Here is a 15017-nt window from a genome sequence, read left to right on the forward strand (position 1 = left end):
ATGGCTAAGGAGAGGGCATGCGTCAGCGCGTTAACGATCTGTTGGAGTTCTGGCATTTTCTGTTGCAGCGCTTTCTTGCCGACCGGGGCACCAATAATGCAGCGGCCTTGACCTACACCACACTGTTCGCCGTGGTGCCGATGATGACCGTGACCTTTTCCATGCTCTCGGCCATTCCGGCTTTTCAGGACACCGGCGAGCAGATTCAGAGTTTTATCTTCCGCAACTTCGTGCCCTCGGCGGGCGAAGCCCTGCAGCAATACCTGCGCGATTTCACCACCCAGGCCCGTCAGCTGACCTGGGTCGGCGTGGTGATACTGGCCGCCACGGCGTTCTGGATGCTGGTGACCATAGAAAAAGCCTTCAATACCATCTGGCGTGTACGTCAGCCGCGGCGTGGCGTATCGAGCTTTCTGCTGTATTGGGCGATCCTCAGCCTGGGGCCCATCTTGCTCGGTGGCGGCTTTGCCATCAGCACCTATATCGCGTCGCTGTCGCTGATTTCCGGGCCCGATGCGCTGCTGGGGGTGCAGACCCTGCTGAAATTTATGCCCCTGCTATTCAGTGTGGCGGCCTTCACCCTGCTCTATGCCACGGTGCCCAATGCCCAGGTACCGATTCGCCATGCCTGCTTGGGCGGGGTGTTCGCCGCGGTGCTGTTCGAAGTGGCGAAGATGCTGTTTGGCCTCTATGTCCGTTTTTTCCCGGGCTACCAGCTGATTTACGGGGCTTTCGCCACTGTGCCGCTGTTTCTGCTGTGGATCTATCTGTCCTGGCTGATCGTGCTGTTTGGCGCCGAGGTGGTGTGCAACCTGGGCTCCTCGCACCAGTGGCGCAAGCGTGCGATGCCGCGCTTGTTGATAGTGCTGGGGGTGCTGCGGGTGTTCCATGAACGTCAGCATTCGGGCTTGAAAGTGCGCCTGCGCGATGTGCAGCGCCAGGGCTGGCTGCTGGCCGAGCATGAGTGGGAGGAGGTGCTGGAGTTTCTCGAACAGCAGCAGTTGGTCGCGCCGACCGGCGCGGGTTCCTGGGTGCTCAGCCGCGATCTTGGTCATTACAGCGTGGCGCAGTTGTTGAGCCGCAGCCCCTGGCCACTGCCGCGCCTGACTCAGTTGCCGGAACAGCTCGATGAGCCCTGGTACCCGGCGCTGCGCAGCGGCTTGCAACAGTTGCACGATGAGCAATTGGCCTTGTTCGGTGAGAACCTCGCGGACTGGTTGCACCCACAGGCGGATTCGGCCAAGTAGAGTGACAAAAAGCGTCAGTTTGCGGCGCAGCATCGGAGTCTGTTGCGCTGGATGGGTGGGGCAAGGCCGTCAAAGTTGGACAAAGGAGGCTGGCACGCTTCTGGCAATCGCTCGGTAGATTGCAATCAAATTGCCAGCATGGCAGGGATTGGCGCAGTGGAAAGGGTGCTATGGCAACCACTAAAGGCAAGGTGATTCATCTGTATCAGCGTGACCCGCAAGAGGCGCTGGAACGGCTTAACCGTATTACCGGCCTGCGCTTCAGCAGTTGGCCGCAGTCGCTGGTGCCGTTGGTGGAGCAAGCGCAGGACGCTCAAACCGATACCGAGCCGACGCCAGCTGAAACCCAGGCGGGCGGCTCGTCGCGTTAAACGCAAAACCCCGCGTCGAGGCGCGGGGTTTTGGCTGAAGGGGAAAAGCTTGCTTAGGCAGTCGCTTGGCGGCTAGTGCTTTGGGCCAACTCAATGGCTTGGACAAAGAGTTCTTCGACCACCAGGGTTTGCGGGACAACTGCCGAGCGCAGACGCACCTGCATATCTTCGATCTTCAGCTTCACCGGCAGGCGCGCGACGCCCGACAGCAGGATCTTGTTGTGCTGGCTGACCCTGCCGTGATCGACCATCACCTCGCGGCGGGTCGTGCCGTCGCGATAGCTGATCAGCAGGGACACCGGCAAGCTGGCCAACCCCGGCAGTTGCAGCCAGGCGGCTACGTTGAACTCGGCGACGCGCCCTTCATAGCGGGTGACCTGCAAGCGGGCCAGGTTGACTATTGCGGAAGGTACTGGGCCAATCAACTTGTCGTGGGCTTGGGTCATGATTGCGTTTCCAGGCTAATAGCAGGACGTATCGGGCGCGAGTTTCGAAGAAGTATAAGCCTGGGGTTGTCGGCGAAACTGTGCGCTCGGCCGACGTTGGGCGTGACCGCGCTCGCAGTTTGCGTGGTTTAGGGTCTGTTGCCGTTTCGATGCGGCCGCGACGGAGCCTGTTTTTGCGCGGGGCAAGGCACGAGGAGCGTAGTTTGGTTGTTCCAAATGAGCGACGAGAAACGCAGCACCGCGCAAAAACAGGCCCGTCCCTTCGGGTTGCGCGGCAAATGGCGCCAGGCGGCGTTGCAGGGCTTGGCAAGGGAGCGACCATTACCGGCGCCCCGCGCCTTGCTTGGCGCCATTTGGCGCAGCAACGCGGCTCGCCGCGAAACGGCAACAGACCCTAGGCCAACTGCATCGGGTAGCGAGTCACCGAGGCGGTGATCAGGTTGGCCGTCGGCAACTGCAGTAGCGCCTGGTTATTGATACTGGCCAGTTGCAGCCAGACATTCTCCCCTTCGCCGAATTGCCCATTCGGCAGCCAAAGGCCGTGATGCCAGCCAATACCGGGTGCAGGTGTGCTTTGCAGAACGCCTGGGTGGGTCTGCGCACTGGGTGCACGGCGCAGCCAGACGGGCCGCGGCAGGCCCTTTAGATAGCGCAGGCCCAGGTGCAAGCCCTCCGCATTGAGGTGGCGCCAGCGCACCAGGGCCAGGGTTGGTGTATCGCTACCGGTGAGCAGCAATACCAACTGGCCCACGGCTAGTTGCCGGGCCTGATCCTGATTGCACAGCAGGCGAGCGCCGCCCGAGCTGGCGTCGAGTATTTGCGCGGAGGTATGTGCGGGGCGTTGTTCCAGCAACTGGGCGTGAATGCTGCTCAGGCCAACCACCAGGTTGCACGCGCTGGCATGCTCGGCACGCGGGTGACGCCGCTGTTGCCGACCCAGCCAGTGCTGCTGCACGCGCTCGAGTAATTGCCGTTCGCCAGCACTCTGCAGTGGGGCCGGCTCATGCAGGGCAATCAACAAGGCGCCCAGTTCGAAACGGCGTAGATAATCGTGGTTGCCAGCAGCGGGTTGTTCCTGGCTCAGGCAGGGCTGCGACTCGGTCAGGTCGATGGCGGGGCCTTCGAGGTCGTCTTCGTCATCCCATGGCAGCAGGCGCGCCAATCCGGCCAGGGGCGAGAGGGCGGCGAACAACACCAGGCATTCGCCCTCGGCGAGGTGAAAGGGGTTGCTCAGGGCCAGCAACAGCATTTGCTGGTAGAGGCCGCGTAAGGTGCTCGCCGGTGCTGGCTGAAACGCCGCTGCCACGGGCTCATCGAGGCAGTGCTGGTGTTCGCCGATCCAGTACAGCAGGTGACTGTCGCGCCACAGGCTGGGCGGTGGTTCCTGATACAACTGGTAATGGCGCAGCAGGCTTTGCGCGAGAAAGTGCTGAGCCATATACAGGCACCAGGCCAGGTGCGGGCGTGAGGGTTGGCGGCCCTGGAGGATTTGCAGTAACAGGCGCTTGAAACCTATGGCCAGCTCGCTACACAGGTGCACGAACAGCGCGGGCGGAGTTTTGTCGGCCTGGCAGGCCTTGGCATGGTGGCGGTATTCATCGCTGAAGCTTTGCAGCGCGCGCTGTCTTTCGAGTAAGGTCATGGCGCTGCGGTTGAGCCGGAACAACAGGCTGAGCACCTGCTGCAGCGCATTGTCTTGTGGCTGCAAACGCGCCAGGGCCAGCTGCTCGTTGAGCTCGGCTAGAGACGCGGCGTGTTCCTCGAGGATGTCCGGTACTTCCAGGCGCAAGGCATCTAATGTCATATCAACCTTGGGTAAGCGAGGAGCGAATGCATGGACGTGCGATTCCAGGCGGTCATTCGTAGTCTTGCAGGCCTATGCATGGGCTTGCTTGTGGCCGGTTGCGCCGAAGACGTGGGCGTCGATCAGCATGGACGAAAGGTAGCGGTTGAGCGCCTGAATGGCCAGTGGCTGGTGATTAATTACTGGGCCGAATGGTGCACGCCCTGTCGCAGCGAGATTCCCGAATTGAATGCCTTGCAAGAACAGCTGAAAGAGCAGTCGGTGACTGTGCTAGGGGTCAACTTCGACGGCTTGCAGGGTGAGAGGCTAGGCAAGGCGGCGCAAGACCTGGGGATCGCCTTCACCGTGTTGGCGCAAGACCCGGCGGCGCGCTACCAGCTACCACGCAGCGAGGTCCTGCCGGTGACCTATATAGTGGATGACCAGGGCCGTTTGCGTGAGCGTTTGCTCGGCGAGCAGAACGCGGCCGGTTTGCATGCCCGCCTGGTGGCGTTGCAGGTAGCAGGCCGTTGAAAAATGTCGGCGAGGCAGCCGAGACAAGGCAAAAACGGTCGAAAAAGCGGAGTTTACTGGCTGTAAATGAGCATTTTGAGGCCGTTTTTAACGCCGTATCGGCAACGTAGGTAGTTTTTCAACGGCCTGCTAAAGGAGTAATACGATGACGCAGCTTTGTATGCATGCCTATGTCAGTGGCCGGGTGCAAGGGGTGTACTTTCGCCAGTCTACGGCTGAGCAGGCCGAGCGCCTGGATTTAAATGGCTGGGTGCGCAATCTGCATGACGGTCGCGTCGAGGCCCTGTTCGAGGGTGAGGAGAGCGCCGTGCGTGAGCTTGCGGCGTGGCTGGAGCAGGGGCCAAGCGATGCCGAGGTGACTGCCCTGGAGCTGCATGATCAGTCGCTGCAGGGGATTGCCGGTTTTATCGTGCGGCGTTGAGTTGAGGTAAGCAGCTCGTGGGATGGGTTACGCGCACGATACCCATCGGTGCTATTGGTGGGTTACGCGACGCGCAGGCTCCCTGTTGTGTTTGAGCCTCGTACTCCGCGCCGCTAACCCACCCTAGGGTTTGACGTACCAGAAGTCGTGCCAGAAACCTATCACCTTGCCGGGGTAATCCTGCTTGCCGAGGCTGCCGTTATAGCGGGCCAGGGCGCGGCTCAGGTTGCCGTTTTCCTTGCGTAAATAAAAGCTGAGGATGGTGCAGCCATAGCGCAGGTTGGTGGCGTTGTCGGTGAGATTGTCCTGGGGGCGGCCCAGTTCGGCTTTCCAGAACGGCATCACCTGCATCATGCCTTGGGCGCCTACCGAGGAGATGGCGAAACGGTCGAAGTGGCTTTCCGTATGGATCAGCGCCACCACCAGATCGGGGCGCAAACCGGCTTTGTTGGCTTCGCGGTGCACCAGTCTGAGCAGCTCCAGGCGCTCCTGGGCATCGGGGATATAGCGCCGCAGACGGGTGGACATATCCAGCAGCCAGACCTCGGCCTCGAAGCGATCCTGAAAACTGTCGGCTTGCGCCACTGTGCGCTGCAGCAGGGTGCGCAATTCAGGTTCGGGCGCCTGGCGCAGTTGAGCCTGCGCCGATAGGCAGAGCAGCAGGCTCAGCAGCGACAGCAACAGGCGCGTGGCCATCTTCGCTTCAGTCGCTAACGGGATCGGCGACCAGGCGTCCGGCGTCCTGGGTCAGGGCTTGCAGGAAGATTTTCTGCAGCTCTGGGTCGTTGCGGGTCAGCTCGATCAGGCTCTGCTCCAGCTCGCTGGCTTCCTCTTCCAGGCCCAGTTCGGACAAACGCTTGACCCGATGTACCCACTGCTCGACGTCATCGTCTTCGAGATCGTCGTAAATCAGCTCGTGGGCTTCCTGCAGCTTGCCGCGCAGGGTGCGGCTGACCAGCAGCGACGCATCGGCGCGGGCTGTGCCTTGGTCATCTTCGACGTTCAGCAGCAGGGTGGCGATGCGCGCGACATCCTGCTCGGCAAAGGGGCTGTCGAGCAGGTTGAGGCGCAGGATGCCATTGCGGTCGGTGAGCAGTTCGTGGTTTTGCTCGCCGGCTTTGACCTGCACCGGACGTTCCGCCCAGGGCAGGCTGGAGTACTCCGCGCGGGCATCCTGGCGACGCTCCTCGAGGCTGGCGAGATTCTGCTGCGAGCGGCCGTTGGACTCGACGTTCATAAACGGATTGAGCCCGGCAAAGCCATAGCTGATCCAGTCCTTGGTCGCTGCGTCCGGCAGGCTGCCGAGCAGCACCACGTTGAGCGCATTGGCGCTGATGCCGCCGACTACCGCCAGCACGCCGAGCGGCACTTCATACAGTTCGCGCCAGGGCTGATAGGGCGTATAGCGGTCATAACGGCGGGTCACCTCGAAGACGGTGACTTCGAAGGATTTCTGTTCATGCACGCGTACGCGGCGTTGCGGCAGCTCCAGTACGCGCGGTTCGCCGACATCGATTTGCAGGCTGTGATCGAGCAATTTGCGCTCGATGCGCTCCTCGTGTTCGCTGCGTTGCGGCAACTGGTTGGCGCAACCGCTGAGCAACAAGGCAGCGCCCAGGGCGCCGCCGATGAGGTTGAAGGTGCTTCGCTTGAACATGCGGACTCTGGCTAAAAGGGTTGAAATCAGCGGCTGATGCGAGCCTGGATATAGGACAGGATATCGGCCACAGGCACGGCCTGGGCTTCGGTTTCCTGACGGCTCTTGTATTCCAGGTTGCCTTCAGCCAGGCCGCGATCGCTGACGACGATGCGGTGCGGGATGCCAATCAGTTCCATATCCGCGAATTTGATGCCCGGACTGGTCTTCTTGTCACGGTCATCGAGCAGCACTTCGTAGCCGGCGGCGGTCAGCTCGGCATACAGTTTGTCGGTGGCCTCGCGCACGATCTCGGTTTCATAACGCAGCGGCACCAGGGCGATCTGGAAAGGCGCCAGGGTGTCGTTCCAGAGAATGCCGCGTTCGTCATTGTTCTGCTCGATGGCAGCTGCCACCACGCGGGAGACGCCGATGCCATAGCAACCCATGGTCAGGATCACCGGCTTGCCGTTTTCACCCAATACCTGGCAGTTCAGCGCCTGGCTGTACTTGGTGCCCAGCTGGAAGATATGCCCGACTTCGATGCCGCGCTTGATCTCCAGGGTGCCTTGGCCATCCGGGCTGGGGTCGCCCGCGACCACGTTGCGCAGGTCGGCAATAGCCGGCAGCGGCAGGTCGCGCTCCCAGTTCACGCCGAAGTAGTGTTTGTCCTCGATATTGGCACCGGAGGCGAAGTCGCTCATCAGGGCCACAGAGCGATCGATGATGCAGGGGATCGGCAGGTTGACCGGACCCAAGGAGCCTGGGCCGGCACCGACGGCGGCGCGGATTTCGGCTTCCGAGGCGAATACCAGTGGGCTGGCGACCTGCTCCAGGTTGGCGGCCTTGATTTCATTCAGCTCGTGGTCGCCACGAACGATCAGCGCCACCAGGGTGCCTTCTTCGATGCCGTGCACCATCAGGGTTTTGATGGTTTTTTCGATGGCCAGGCCAAAGCCTTGCACCAGGGCATCGATGGTCTTGGTGTTGGGGGTGTCGACCAGGCGCATGGCTTCGCTGGCGGCCGCGCGCGCGGTTTCCCGCGGTACGGCTTCGGCCTTCTCGATATTGGCGGCGTAATCGGAGCTGTCGCTAAAGGCGATATCGTCCTCGCCAGACTCGGCCAGCACATGGAACTCGTGGGAGCCGGTGCCGCCGATGGAGCCGGTATCGGCCTGCACCGGGCGGAAGTTCAGGCCCAGGCGGCTGAATACGTTGCAGTAGGCCTGGTGCATGCGGTCGTAGGTTTGCTGCAGCGAGGCTTGGTCAACGTGGAAGGAGTAGGCGTCCTTCATGATGAACTCACGGCCGCGCATCAGGCCGAAGCGCGGGCGAATCTCGTCGCGGAACTTGGTCTGGATCTGGTACAGGTTGATCGGCAGCTGCTTGTAGCTGTTGAGCTCATTGCGCGCCAGATCGGTGATCACTTCCTCGTGGGTCGGGCCGGCGCAGAAGTCGCGGCCATGGCGATCCTTCATGCGCAGCAACTCGGGGCCGTACTGCTCCCAACGCCCGGACTCCTGCCACAACTCGGCCGGCTGAATGCCCGGCATCAGCACCTCGAGGGCGCCGGCGGCATTCATTTCCTCGCGCACGACTTTTTCCACCTTGCGCAGCACGCGCAGGCCCATGGGCAGCCAGGTGTAGAGGCCGGAAGCCAGCTTGCGGATCATGCCGGCACGCAGCATCAGCTGGTGGCTGATCACTACGGCATCGGAGGGGGTTTCTTTGAGGGTCGAGAGCAGGAACTGGCTGGTACGCATATTTGGCTGTTCTGTCGGTTGCAAGAGGATTTCAATGGCCGGCATTGTACGGTGCCTGTACAGATGCGTACAGGATGCCGGTGTTTGCGGATAAGGAGTTAGCTGTGGCGATATTGACGGCAGAACAGGTTCAGGCGCTGATCCGGGCGGGATTGCCCATGGCCGAGGATATTGAGCTGTGCATCGACCGGCTGGATGCCGACGGCGTGCTGGCGCGGGTGCCTTTTCACAGCAAGCTGATTCGGCCGGGCGGCACGCTGTCCGGGCCAACCATTATGGCCCTGGCCGATGCGGCCATGTATGCCATGGTGCTGGGGCGCTTGGGGCGGGTGGAAATGGCCGTGACGGCCAATTTGAATATCAATTTTCTGGTCAAGCCCAAGCCGGTGGACTTGCTGGCCGAGGCGCGGATATTGCGTTTAAGCCGCAGGCAGGCGGTTTGCGAAGTGTCGCTCTATTCGGCGGGTAATGAAGATGAGTTGGTGGCGCATGTAACGGGAACTTATGCGCTGCCGCTTTGAGGAGTTGGTTAATCAGTTGTTTGATAGAAAAGAAAAAGCCCGGCAGCAGCCGGGCTTTTAATATTGCTATCGAATTAACCCAGGATTACAGCACTTCCAGCGGGTATTCGACGATCAGACGGAAGTCGTTCATGTCAGGAGTATCGTAGCTCGCATTCTGTGCGCTATTGGCACGATAGATGGCGTTACGAATACGGAACGACAGATCCTTGGCTGCGCCTTCCTGAATCACATATTTGGTTTCGAAGTTGAACTCGTGCTCTTTGCCTTCTTCACCCAAGCCGGTGTCAATGTTGTCGCCATAAACGTAGCGGGTCATAAAGCTCAGGCCCGGAACACCGTAGGTGGTCATATCCAGGTCATAACGAGCCTGCCAGGAGCGCTCGTCTTTACGGTCGTAGTCGGAGATCTGAACGGAGTTGGCCAGCCAGATAGTGCCTAAGCCATCAACGCCGTAAGCATAGGCAGTGTCGCCAGAGGAGCGCTGGTGGGCGAGGGTCAGAGTATGAGCGCCGAGGGTATACGCGGCTGCCAGGCTCCAAATCTTGTTATCAATTTCGGCTGGGTTGTTACCGGTGTCAGTGGTCCGGTAAGCGTTGAAGTCAAAGTTTAGCGACTGATCTTCCGCTAGCGAAAGGTTGTAGTTCAGGTTGACATACTGCTTCTTGAAGTTGTCTTCAACGTCGGAGGCATGAATGGCGCCACTGAAATTGTCGGTAAAGCTATAGCTGGCGCCAATGATATCGGCAGATGTCAGACCTTGGCTGTCGCGACTGGTCGGGCGCTGACCGCTCAGGGCGGTGAAGCGACCAGCGGTCAGTTCCAAGCCTTCGATTTCGTTGCTGGTCAGCAGGGTGCCGGTGGCAACTTCAGGCAGGATACGGCTGTCGTCGGTTGAGAATACCGGGCTGGCTACGAACTGATTGCCATGCTTCAGCACGGTATCAGAAACGCGGAACTTGATAGCGCCACCGACTTCGCTTTGAGTGTCCTCGGCACGGCCGTCACTGTCCACGGAGAACTGGCCGATGCCTACGCGGCCGCGGCCGGTGTCCAGTTTGATGCTGCTCAGGCTGTGAGCGTCGACGCCGACACCCACGGTGCCTTGAGTGAAGCCGGATTCCAGCAGCAGGCGAATACCCAGGCCGAACTCTTCGCTGGTGCGGCTATCGTCAATGTTCTTGTAGTCACGGTTGTGATACAGAGCACGGTTGAAGATATTGAAGCTGCTGTCTTCAACGAAACCCTTGGATTCGGATTGGCTAGAGGCGACTGCCATTTGGGTGGTGCCCGCGGCTACTGCGAGGGCGATTACGCTCCACTTCATCACTTGCATCGTGATTGCTCCTTTGGTTTAGAAAAGTTGCACTATCCAGATCATTGTTGTATGGACAGCTCTTTACTTTTTGTGTCGGCGGTAACTTATAACACGCTGCCCTAGTTGGCGATAGTTGCAATCTATTCGTTACGAATTCTTCACGCTCATGTCGCAAAACAAGAAGAAAGGCGTCGCAATTCTGTAGATTTCAACGCAGGAGCCTGTGTAGTTGACCGCTAACTAACTCGGTAGCCAGCTTGCTGGCAGGGTGGCTCTTGGTGGCCATGACCTTGCATTGCGAAGGCTCGCCAGCTTGTAAGCAAAATCAGCGCCAGAAATCCTGTCGTATTGATTTTCTAGTACGTATCAGGCCTGTGTATAGGCTTTATTGTGGGTGTTGTTCAGGTTTTTTTAGCTTGTTTTAGGTTTTTTAGCTGTTTTACAGGGGGCTTCTTGAATTTTTCCTGCTTGTTGCTTGGGCTTATGCTTCCGGATTTTGCCTGCTGTCTCTCTCGTTCCATTGCCGGGGTAACGGCAATTGGGCTGGTGCGATTACCGAAGGGAACAAAATGGTGCATATGGCTGGGGTGATCTGGCGGCATGCTATCTGTCGGTGCATCCTCGGTGCGTGGGGCAAGATGGGATGAATAGGTGGCGGCTCAAGGGTATCCTGCGCGTCTGTCGCTTGGTGTGCCTGGGCTGTGCCTCAATCGCTAGGCTCTGACTATCTATAGCAGGAGATTTTGCCATGTTCGCTCTGGATGCACGGTTGCAGCAGGACTGTATTGGGGTGGGGGACTTTCCGCTGTGTCGTTTGCTGTTGATGAATGATGCGCAGTACCCCTGGTTTATCCTGGTGCCGCGGCGCGATGATGTCAGTGAGCTGTTTCAGCTGGATGCAGGCGACCAATTAGCGCTGTGGCAGGAGACCACTGCTCTGGCCGAGCTGCTCAAGGATACCTTCGCTGCCGATAAGATGAACGTGGCGACGCTGGGCAATATGGTCAGCCAGCTGCATATGCATGTGATTGTCCGCCGTCGCGGTGATGTCGCGTGGCCTGCACCGGTTTGGGGCAAATACCCCGCGCAGCCTTATAGCGAGGAGCAGGTAGCTGCGGTGATAGCCCGTCTGCGTCTGGTATTGACTGACAATTTCTGTTTTGACGAGGACTGAGCGGGTGAGTATCGAGGAACGAATCAATGAGCTGGAGAGCCGGTTGGCTTTTCAGGATGACACCATTCAGGCGTTGAACGATGTGCTGGTTGCGCAGCAACGTGTGCTGGAGCGCCTGCAGTTGCAGCTTGCGGCTTTGGCCAGGCGCCAGGAGGAGGCGAATACACAGTTCGGTCTGTCTGAAGATGAGGCGCCACCGCCTCACTATTGAATCTCTGCCGCTACAAACGACAAAGCCCGCAATTAGCGGGCTTTGTCGTTTGTAGCGGATTAGCGGCGTGCGGGTGATGCGGCAATCACGTCTTCGGCTTGTAGGCCTTTGTCGCGCTGCATTACGGCAAACTCGACGCGCTGGCCTTCGACCAGTACGCGGTGGCCTTCGCCGCGAATGGCGCGAAAGTGCACGAAGATATCGTCGCCGGAGTCGCGGGAAATAAAGCCGAAGCCTTTGGAGGTGTTGAACCACTTGACGGTGCCGGTCTCGCGGTCGCCGAGGTCCTGGCTGGCCGAGTTATGGCGTGGCTGCATGCGCAGGTTGGTGCCCAGGTGCAGGGCTACGGCCGCCACTATGATGATCAGGCTGAAGAGGCTGGCGGGCTGGTTGGCTATTACTTCTAAAGGGGCGAGCAGAATCAGGGCTTGCAGCAGGGAACCCAGTACCAGGAGTGCGGAAACGAGGCTTTGCAGGTGGTGGCGCAAGCCTGCGTGCCAGATCGGCAGTTGCGGAGCCAGAATCAGGTTGAGCAGGCCAAACAAGGCGAGGCAAAGGGCGCTTGGTTGTTGCAGGAATACCTGGGGGGCAGTGCCAAGGCTGGGGGCAAAGGAAAGTAGCAGGGCGGCAAGGCCCGTAAGCAGATGGACAATTTTCAGCATGTGGAATGAGCTCACTTATTTAAAAAGGATCACCAGGAAGAGCTGGCTACGCATGCTAGGCCATTAAAGGAAGGATATTGGTGCGCGTGCGAGGTCAGCCTATGCGCTGAACCAGAGGCTCTGGTCAGCGACACGGGGCGTATTTAACAGCAAAGAGGTGGGCTTCTCAATCAGGCGCTGAGTGCGGCTTCGGTTGAGCTGGGGTTTACTTGATTGCGGCCGCTGCGTTTGGCTTGATAAAGCGCATCGTCGGCGCGGGTGAGCAGGCTTTCGAAGGTGTCTCCGGTCTCGGCCATGGCGAAGCCGAATGAGGCGGTGATGCTGTCGAGCACTTCATCGGTGCGTCGGACTTTGATGCGCAGGGATTGAATCTTGATCCGCAGCTTTTCGGCAAAAGCGTAGGCGGTGGCGGGTTCCAGGCAATCGTGCAGGATCACGCAGAACTCTTCGCCACCATAGCGGGCGGCCATGCCGCGGGGCGGCAACAGGTCGCGCAGGAGGTGGCCGACATGCTGCAGCACGCGGTCGCCCAGGGGGTGACCATATTGGTCGTTGAACTGCTTGAAGTGATCGATATCCAGCATCACCAGGGCGAGGCCCTGGTGATCGTTGCTCAATGCTTGTTCCAGCAGTCGATTGAAGGCGCTGCGGTTGAAGATCTGGGTCAGGCTGTCCAGGGTCGCGGCGATATGGGCGCGTTCTAGCTGGGTGCGCAGGTTTTTGATCTCTTCCTGGGCGGCGCACAGGCGATAGAGGAATTTGTCCTGTTGATCCTGCATCAGCTGGGTGCTTTGCTGCAGTTCGTTCAATACGCTGGGTAGGTCATCGATGATCGGCTCTTGAAGCGCTGACAGGCCCTGTTCCAGGCTGGCCTGGTAGTTGCGGCTGCCGAGTATGCTGCGCGAGACATTGCCTTCGATATCGTCAACCAGCTCTATCACTTGCTGTTGGCCGGCGCGGGCCTCTTCCAGCTCGCCGTGAATGATGTAGTCGCGAAACAGCTTGGCGGCCGTTTCTGCTGGGAAGCAATCGAAGTCGGCGACGGTTTTATCCAGGCGACGGTTGAGTTCGGGTTCCACACCCTTGCAGTAGGTGTACCAGAGTGCGTAATGCACGGGGTTGGGCGGGATGTCGTGGCGCATCATCAGCGGCACAGCCTTTTTCAGGAGCGCCGCGGCATCGCGGGTCTCCTCGGGGTACAGCTCGAGAATGCTGGGGGCTGGTTTGTTCATGCACGTCACTGTGGCAAGTTGCAATTGCCCAAAGCATAGAACACAGGCGGTTGCCTCGCCTAGCAAAAGGCCCGAGCAATCGGGCCTTTTGCATGAATTGCTTAGGCGTCGAGCAGGCTGCGTAGCATCCAAGCAGTCTTTTCATGGACTTGCATGCGCTGGGTGAGCAGGTCTGCGGTGGGCTCATCGCTGACCTTGTCCAGCAGCGGGAAAATGCCGCGGGCGGTGCGCACCACCGCTTCTTGGCCTTGCACCAGTTGCTTGATCATGTCGGTTGCGCCGGGTACGCCTTCTTCTTCCTTAATAGAGGACAACCGTGCGTAGGCGGCATAGGTGCCTGGGGCGGGAAAACCGAGGGCGCGGATGCGTTCGGCTATCTGGTCGACGGCCAGCGCCAGTTCGTTGTATTGCCCCTCGAACATCAGGTGCAGGGTGTTGAACATCGGGCCGGTGACGTTCCAGTGAAAGTTGTGGGTTTTCAGGTACAGGGTGTAGGTGTCGGCTAGCAGGCGCGACAGGCCTTCGGCTATGGCGGCGCGGTCCTGTTCGGCGATTCCGATATTGATTTCCATACCATTTTTCCTCTCAGGTGGCTTGGGGCTTGGCTGCTTCTTGCATTGGGCTGAGCCTAGCATGGGCCCTCTCGGGCGCTATCGAGATTAAAACTAATAGAGGTCATGCTTGGGGGCTATTGGCTGTACGGGGTTCAGTTTTCTAGAGCAGCCTGGCCAGCAATTTGGGGTAGGCGGCTGGAAACAGGCGCTGAATCCAGTCGATCAGGTGCGCATCCTTGCCGATCAGGATGCGCGGGCGCTTGGCCTTGATGCCGGCAAGGATGGCCAGGGCGGCCTGTTCCGGAGTGGTGCGGGCATATTTGTCAAACTTGGCGGCGGCGCGGTCGGCGTCCTGTTGGCCATCGATGCCACGGTAGAAGCGGGCGGCGCGGGCAATATTGGTTTTAATGCCGCCGGGGTGGACGCAGCAGGCCTGCACCTGGCTGTTGCACAGTTCCTGGCGCAAGGCTTCGGTAAAGCCGCGTACGGCAAACTTGCTGGCATTGTAGGCGCCCTGTGAGGGCAGGCTGATGATGCCGAAAATGCTCGAGATATTGACTATATGCCCGGCGTTGTTCTGCAACAGGTGCGGGAGAAAGGCCTGGGTGCCGTGTACCACGCCCCAGAAGTTGATCCCCATGATCCATTCGAAGTCGCTGAAACTCAGCTCGGCGATGCTCTGCGACACCGCGACCCCGGCGTTATTGATGATCAGGTAGGCGCTGCCGTGCTGGGCCAGTACGTCGTCGGCAAAGGCATAAGTGGCGGCGCGGTCGGCGACGTCGAGTGTGTGGCAGCTGACCTTGGCGCCCTGCTGGCGCAGTTCGAGGGCGGTGCTGTGCAGGGTGTCGCTGTTGATGTCGGCCAGGGCCAGGTCGCAACCTTCCCGTGCCAGTAATTGTGCCAGTGCGCGACCGATACCCGAACCTGCACCTGTTATGACGGCTACCTTGCCTGCAAGTGATTGCATTGAAACTCCTTGGATAGAACCGGGTGAGTGTTGCGCCATTAACGGGCCACAACGCTGCGCCCGAGCTTAGTGTGATCTGTGGATGCGGGGCATTGGCCAAGGGTCTGTGGACGTTTCGTCGCGGCCGCGCCGAAACGTCAGCAGACCCTAGTGATGAGCCAGTTCCGGGTGTTG

Annotated in this window: 17 protein-coding genes and 1 pseudogene; 7 read left to right on the forward strand and 11 right to left on the reverse strand. The window is 59.7% G+C overall.

The window, feature by feature from the left end; genetic code table 11:
- Nucleotides 1-17: 17 nt before the first annotated feature.
- Both Q8Q83_RS13230 and Q8Q83_RS20250 read left to right on the forward strand, forming a co-directional pair.
- A complete protein-coding gene (locus Q8Q83_RS13230; RefSeq protein WP_305624434.1) occupies nt 18-1247 on the forward strand; it encodes a virulence factor BrkB family protein in 1230 nt (409 codons plus the stop codon).
- Between the two features lie 170 nt (nt 1248-1417).
- Nucleotides 1418-1618 carry a hypothetical protein gene (locus Q8Q83_RS20250; protein ID WP_371132409.1) on the forward strand — a complete coding sequence of 67 codons (201 nt, stop codon included), beginning with the start codon at nt 1418-1420 and terminating at the stop codon, nt 1616-1618.
- A 53-nt stretch (nt 1619-1671) separates the two neighbouring features.
- Here the strand turns inward: Q8Q83_RS20250 and Q8Q83_RS13240 are convergent, their stop codons facing one another.
- Together Q8Q83_RS13240 and Q8Q83_RS13245 are read right to left on the reverse strand one after the other, a co-directional pair.
- On the reverse strand, nt 1672-2064 hold the full coding sequence (locus tag Q8Q83_RS13240) for a hypothetical protein (protein ID WP_305624436.1): 393 nt from the start codon (nt 2062-2064) through the stop codon (nt 1672-1674).
- Between the two features lie 394 nt (nt 2065-2458).
- Nucleotides 2459-3868 (reverse strand): PilZ domain-containing protein, encoded by a 1410-nt coding sequence (locus tag Q8Q83_RS13245; protein WP_305624438.1) that lies wholly within the window; start codon nt 3866-3868, stop codon nt 2459-2461.
- 30 nt (nt 3869-3898) lie between these two features.
- Here Q8Q83_RS13245 and Q8Q83_RS13250 point away from each other — a divergent pair, with 30 nt between their 5' ends.
- Together Q8Q83_RS13250 and Q8Q83_RS13255 are read left to right on the forward strand one after the other, a co-directional pair.
- A complete protein-coding gene (locus Q8Q83_RS13250; protein WP_305624440.1) occupies nt 3899-4381 on the forward strand; it encodes a TlpA disulfide reductase family protein in 483 nt (160 codons plus the stop codon).
- Nucleotides 4382-4526: 145 nt separating this feature from the next.
- Entirely contained in the window at nt 4527-4802 is a 276-nt protein-coding gene (locus tag Q8Q83_RS13255) for an acylphosphatase (RefSeq protein ID WP_305624442.1), read from the forward strand.
- A gap of 123 nt (nt 4803-4925) precedes the next feature.
- Here the strand turns inward: Q8Q83_RS13255 and Q8Q83_RS13260 are convergent, their stop codons facing one another.
- Genes Q8Q83_RS13260 through Q8Q83_RS13270 form a run of 3 tightly spaced genes read right to left on the reverse strand, consistent with a single transcriptional unit; the run spans nt 4926 to nt 8201 of the window.
- Nucleotides 4926-5498, reverse strand: a complete 573-nt coding sequence (locus Q8Q83_RS13260; RefSeq protein WP_305624443.1) for a lytic transglycosylase domain-containing protein — start codon at nt 5496-5498, stop codon at nt 4926-4928.
- A gap of 7 nt (nt 5499-5505) precedes the next feature.
- On the reverse strand, nt 5506-6459 hold the full coding sequence (locus tag Q8Q83_RS13265) for a hypothetical protein (protein WP_305624445.1): 954 nt from the start codon (nt 6457-6459) through the stop codon (nt 5506-5508).
- Nucleotides 6460-6485: 26 nt separating this feature from the next.
- The gene (locus Q8Q83_RS13270) at nt 6486-8201 is read right to left on the reverse strand and encodes a proline--tRNA ligase (protein WP_305624447.1); all 1716 of its coding nucleotides are present in this window, start codon (nt 8199-8201) and stop codon (nt 6486-6488) included.
- A 113-nt stretch (nt 8202-8314) separates the two neighbouring features.
- On the opposite strand from Q8Q83_RS13270, the gene Q8Q83_RS13275 reads away from it, so the two are divergent.
- Nucleotides 8315-8722: a PaaI family thioesterase gene (locus tag Q8Q83_RS13275; protein WP_305624460.1), complete on the forward strand. Its 408-nt coding sequence runs from the start codon at nt 8315-8317 to the stop codon at nt 8720-8722.
- 85 nt (nt 8723-8807) lie between these two features.
- Here Q8Q83_RS13275 and Q8Q83_RS13280 read toward each other — a convergent pair whose 3' ends face one another.
- Entirely contained in the window at nt 8808-10058 is a 1251-nt protein-coding gene (locus tag Q8Q83_RS13280) for an OprD family porin (RefSeq protein ID WP_305624449.1), read from the reverse strand.
- Nucleotides 10059-10788: 730 nt separating this feature from the next.
- Between Q8Q83_RS13280 and Q8Q83_RS13285 the strand changes: the two genes are divergently transcribed.
- Entirely contained in the window at nt 10789-11214 is a 426-nt protein-coding gene (locus Q8Q83_RS13285; protein WP_305624450.1) for an HIT domain-containing protein, read from the forward strand.
- A 4-nt stretch (nt 11215-11218) separates the two neighbouring features.
- A complete protein-coding gene (locus tag Q8Q83_RS13290; RefSeq protein ID WP_305624452.1) occupies nt 11219-11425 on the forward strand; it encodes a SlyX family protein in 207 nt (68 codons plus the stop codon).
- A gap of 59 nt (nt 11426-11484) precedes the next feature.
- On the opposite strand, the gene Q8Q83_RS13295 is transcribed toward Q8Q83_RS13290, so the two are convergent.
- The 5 genes and pseudogenes from Q8Q83_RS13295 to Q8Q83_RS13315 all read right to left on the reverse strand — a co-directional run bounded on the left by Q8Q83_RS13295 (nt 11485) and on the right by Q8Q83_RS13315 (nt 14843).
- A complete protein-coding gene (locus tag Q8Q83_RS13295; RefSeq protein ID WP_305624462.1) occupies nt 11485-11742 on the reverse strand; it encodes a cold-shock protein in 258 nt (85 codons plus the stop codon).
- Nucleotides 11743-11766: 24 nt separating this feature from the next.
- Nucleotides 11767-12087 (reverse strand): annotated as a pseudogene (locus Q8Q83_RS13300) (cold shock domain-containing protein membrane protein); the annotation flags it as partial.
- Nucleotides 12088-12257: 170 nt separating this feature from the next.
- Nucleotides 12258-13319 (reverse strand): GGDEF domain-containing protein, encoded by a 1062-nt coding sequence (locus Q8Q83_RS13305; RefSeq protein ID WP_305624454.1) that lies wholly within the window; start codon nt 13317-13319, stop codon nt 12258-12260.
- A gap of 101 nt (nt 13320-13420) precedes the next feature.
- Nucleotides 13421-13891, reverse strand: coding sequence for a Dps family protein (locus tag Q8Q83_RS13310; RefSeq protein ID WP_305624456.1), 471 nt, complete (start codon nt 13889-13891; stop codon nt 13421-13423).
- 142 nt (nt 13892-14033) lie between these two features.
- Nucleotides 14034-14843, reverse strand: coding sequence for an SDR family oxidoreductase (locus Q8Q83_RS13315; RefSeq protein WP_305624458.1), 810 nt, complete (start codon nt 14841-14843; stop codon nt 14034-14036).
- Nucleotides 14844-15017: the final 174 nt, after the last annotated feature.

The sequence above is a fragment of the Pseudomonas sp. genome, assembly GCF_030696055.1.
GTDB lineage: Bacteria > Pseudomonadota > Gammaproteobacteria > Pseudomonadales > Pseudomonadaceae > Aquipseudomonas.

What these genes read in the sequence shown, in the direction of transcription:
- Q8Q83_RS13230 (WP_305624434.1), top strand. Translation starts at nt 18, where the DNA reads ATGCGTCAGCGCGTTAACGATCTGTTGGAGTTCTGGCATTTTCTGTTG.
- Q8Q83_RS20250 (WP_371132409.1), top strand. Translation starts at nt 1,418, where the DNA reads ATGGCAACCACTAAAGGCAAGGTGATTCATCTGTATCAGCGTGACCCG.
- Q8Q83_RS13240 (WP_305624436.1), bottom strand. Translation starts at nt 2,064, where the DNA reads ATGACCCAAGCCCACGACAAGTTGATTGGCCCAGTACCTTCCGCAATA.
- Q8Q83_RS13245 (WP_305624438.1), bottom strand. Translation starts at nt 3,868, where the DNA reads ATGACATTAGATGCCTTGCGCCTGGAAGTACCGGACATCCTCGAGGAA.
- Q8Q83_RS13250 (WP_305624440.1), top strand. Translation starts at nt 3,899, where the DNA reads ATGGACGTGCGATTCCAGGCGGTCATTCGTAGTCTTGCAGGCCTATGC.
- Q8Q83_RS13255 (WP_305624442.1), top strand. Translation starts at nt 4,527, where the DNA reads ATGACGCAGCTTTGTATGCATGCCTATGTCAGTGGCCGGGTGCAAGGG.
- Q8Q83_RS13260 (WP_305624443.1), bottom strand. Translation starts at nt 5,498, where the DNA reads ATGGCCACGCGCCTGTTGCTGTCGCTGCTGAGCCTGCTGCTCTGCCTA.
- Q8Q83_RS13265 (WP_305624445.1), bottom strand. Translation starts at nt 6,459, where the DNA reads ATGTTCAAGCGAAGCACCTTCAACCTCATCGGCGGCGCCCTGGGCGCT.
- Q8Q83_RS13270 (WP_305624447.1), bottom strand. Translation starts at nt 8,201, where the DNA reads ATGCGTACCAGCCAGTTCCTGCTCTCGACCCTCAAAGAAACCCCCTCC.
- Q8Q83_RS13280 (WP_305624449.1), bottom strand. Translation starts at nt 10,058, where the DNA reads ATGCAAGTGATGAAGTGGAGCGTAATCGCCCTCGCAGTAGCCGCGGGC.
- Q8Q83_RS13285 (WP_305624450.1), top strand. Translation starts at nt 10,789, where the DNA reads ATGTTCGCTCTGGATGCACGGTTGCAGCAGGACTGTATTGGGGTGGGG.
- Q8Q83_RS13295 (WP_305624462.1), bottom strand. Translation starts at nt 11,742, where the DNA reads ATGCAGCCACGCCATAACTCGGCCAGCCAGGACCTCGGCGACCGCGAG.
- Q8Q83_RS13305 (WP_305624454.1), bottom strand. Translation starts at nt 13,319, where the DNA reads ATGAACAAACCAGCCCCCAGCATTCTCGAGCTGTACCCCGAGGAGACC.
- Q8Q83_RS13310 (WP_305624456.1), bottom strand. Translation starts at nt 13,891, where the DNA reads ATGGAAATCAATATCGGAATCGCCGAACAGGACCGCGCCGCCATAGCC.
- Q8Q83_RS13315 (WP_305624458.1), bottom strand. Translation starts at nt 14,843, where the DNA reads ATGCAATCACTTGCAGGCAAGGTAGCCGTCATAACAGGTGCAGGTTCG.